The organism is Moorena sp. SIO4G3 (genome assembly GCF_010692305.1).
Classification (GTDB): domain Bacteria; phylum Cyanobacteriota; class Cyanobacteriia; order Cyanobacteriales; family Coleofasciculaceae; genus Moorena; species Moorena producens_A.
In genome coordinates, this window is record NZ_JAAHIG010000013.1 from 48,880 (window position 1) to 51,741 (window position 2,862).

The following is a 2,862-nucleotide window of genomic DNA, read 5'->3' on the forward strand; positions in this document are numbered from 1 at the left end:
ATTTCACTGTCCTCATCGGCAGTAATCTTGATCTCTACTGCCCCGGCTGGAACAGTGTCGAGATTAATGGTAAACTCTGCAACCTCTCCCTCTTCCACAGGAGCGGAAATCTCGCTAATCTCAACTTTACCAGGAACAACTGCGTCATTATCAGTAATGGTGATCTGGCTGGATGGGATCTCGAGATCCAATGGATATTTGTCTAAATCCCCACTGCTGGTAATGGCATAGCTGATGGTACTGCTCTGCTCACCTTCGGGTAAATCGTCATCCACCGCCTGTACCTTAATGGTTTCGGCAGTAGTATTTTCTAGGGTTACTTTCACTTCCTTAGAGAAGGTAACCCCATCCAGACTGATTTCACTGTTGTCATCATCCGCAGTAATAGTAATCTCTACTGCTCCAGCTGGAACAGTGTTTAGAGCAATAGTATACTCCCCAGGTTCTCCCCCTTCCGTCAGAGGGGAAATCGGGGTGATAACCACTTGAGCAGGGTCGGTAATATTGGTAGTGAGTTCTCCATCTAAGCCAACAGTATAGTTTTCATCCTCGGAAGCTGTAACTTCGTAGCTGATTTTACTGCTGTGATCCCCTTCAACCTGGTCATCATCTCCCGGCTTCACCGTGATTTGTTTTTCCAGAGTCTCAGCGTTGAGAGTAATAACTTGCTCAGAGGCAAAGTCTTCTCCATCTACCTTGATTTCACTCTGGTCATCAGCAGTCAGCTTAACTGTTACATCCCCAGTGGGTCGGGTACTTAAAGCAACTGTGTAGATTCCCTCTTGACCCTCTTGGACAGACACAGGACCATCTATGAAAACAATTCCAGGGTCATCGTCTATAATATTGGCAGTATATGATGGCCCTTCTCCAAGAGGATAGTTCTCAAGATCCTCGCTACTGGTAACTGTGTGAGTGATGGTGCTAGTGTGAACGCCTTCTACCACAGTATCCGGAAGTGCTCGTACCGTAATGGTTTCTTCAAGTGTTTCTGGGTTGAGGCTAATGATTCGCTGAGAGCCAAAGTTGATGTCATCTAGACTAATTGTACTCTGGTCATCAGCTTGGATAGTAATTTGTACTTCTCCGGTGGGAGGAGTATTCAAAGAAACTGTGTAAGTGCCTGAACCATTGTTTTCAGTGATGGTGATGGCCTGGCTGAAGATTAGCCCAGAGTCATTATCACCAATATCGACAGTGATCTCTTCTGGTAGCTCGCCCAGGTCATAGTCTTGGTCTTCGGAAGCAATTTCATGGCTAATTTTGCTAGTGTGATCACCTTCGACCTGATCATCATCCAACCCCTGTACTGTAATTTCTTTTTCCAGGGTTTCAGCGTTGAGGGTAATCTCTTGCTCAGGGGCAAACTCTCCGTCACCCACTTTGATTAGACTCTGGTCATCGGCTTTGATAGTGACTGTTACGTCACTAGTAGGCACAGTGCTTAAGCCAATTGTGTAAGTATCTTCTTGACCTTCCTCAGCAGACAAGGTGGTCTCACTGAAAACAATTCCAGGATTATTATCTGTAATTGTGGCAGTAAAGAAGCCGCTAGTTCCTAGAGGATAGTTAGTGTTATCCTCGGTCTGAGTCACTTCGTGGCTGATAGTGCTGGTGTGAGTTCCTTCAACCAGCTCGTCATCAGCCGCTTGTACAGTGATGGTTTCTTGGAGTTTTTCTGGGTTGAGAGTAATGACTTGGCCGGAGGCAAACTCCCCTTCACCTACCTTGATTAAACTATCGTCATCAGCGGTCAGAGTAACGGTCACCTCTCCAGTAGGCAGAGTATTTAAAGCAACTGTGTAAGTCCCTTCATCACCGCCTTCTGTGATTGCGATCGCATCACTAAAGATTAGTCCAGGGTCATTGTCAGTAATCTCGATAGTAACATCCTCGATCTCCTGGCCTAGAGGATAATTGGTGGTATCACTTGAATCAGTTATTTCATGGCTGATAGTGCTCTCGTGCTTGCCTTCCACACCGGTGTCATCAAAAACCTGGACTGTGATAGTTTGCCGTGTAGTTCCCCTGAGCTGGATTTCTTGGTTAGAAGCAAAGTTTATACCACCATCTATGCTGATTCTAGTTTGTGGATCAGCGGTGATAGTGACGGTTACTGAACCACCCCCCACAGGAGGAGTGTTTAAACCAATTTCGTAAGTCCCGATATCCCCTTCAGTGAGATCGAGATTACTGATGATGACTACTCCAGGCTCATCATCAGTAATCTCTGCTGTAACATCTGGAATTTCCAGATCCAGGGGATAGTTTGTGTTGTCTTGGGATTCAGTAATAGCATGCTTGATGGTGCGGTCTCGAAGACCTTTAAATTCTTCATCATTTTCTACCCGCACGGTAATGGTTTGCAGGGTTAGGTTACTGAATGTAACATCTTGGCTAGAACCAAAGTTAGTACCATCAACACTGATTTCAGTATCATCATTATCAGCTGTGATAGTAACTGTCACATCCCCAGTAGGCTGAGTGCTTAAACCAATTTCGTAGGTATCAGTACTGCCTTCAGTGACCTGAGGACTACCAATGATAACTATTCCGATATCATTATCAGTAATGGTGGCAGAGACATCATCAATGGGTGTGTTCTCATTGGAATAGTTTGTATCGTCTGAAGCAATGCTGTGGGTAATGATGCTGCTGTGAATTCCTTCCGGCGGATCATCATCTACCGCCTGCACCTTGATTTCTTTTTCCAGTATGCTTTGGTTGAGGGTAATCACCTGCTGTGATGCAAACTCTTCACCATCCACACTGATCAGACTTTGCTCATCGGCTGTAATGGTAACCGTTACATCTTGGGTAGGCTCGGTGGTTAAACTAATGGTGTAAGTCCCCTCTTGACCA

At 45.5% G+C, this 2,862-nt stretch carries 1 protein-coding gene; it reads right to left on the reverse strand.

Annotated features, from left to right (window positions below; translation table 11 throughout):
* The coding region (locus F6J99_RS04370; protein ID WP_293111863.1) for a Calx-beta domain-containing protein at positions 1 to 2,862 on the reverse strand (2,862 nt) is incomplete at both ends.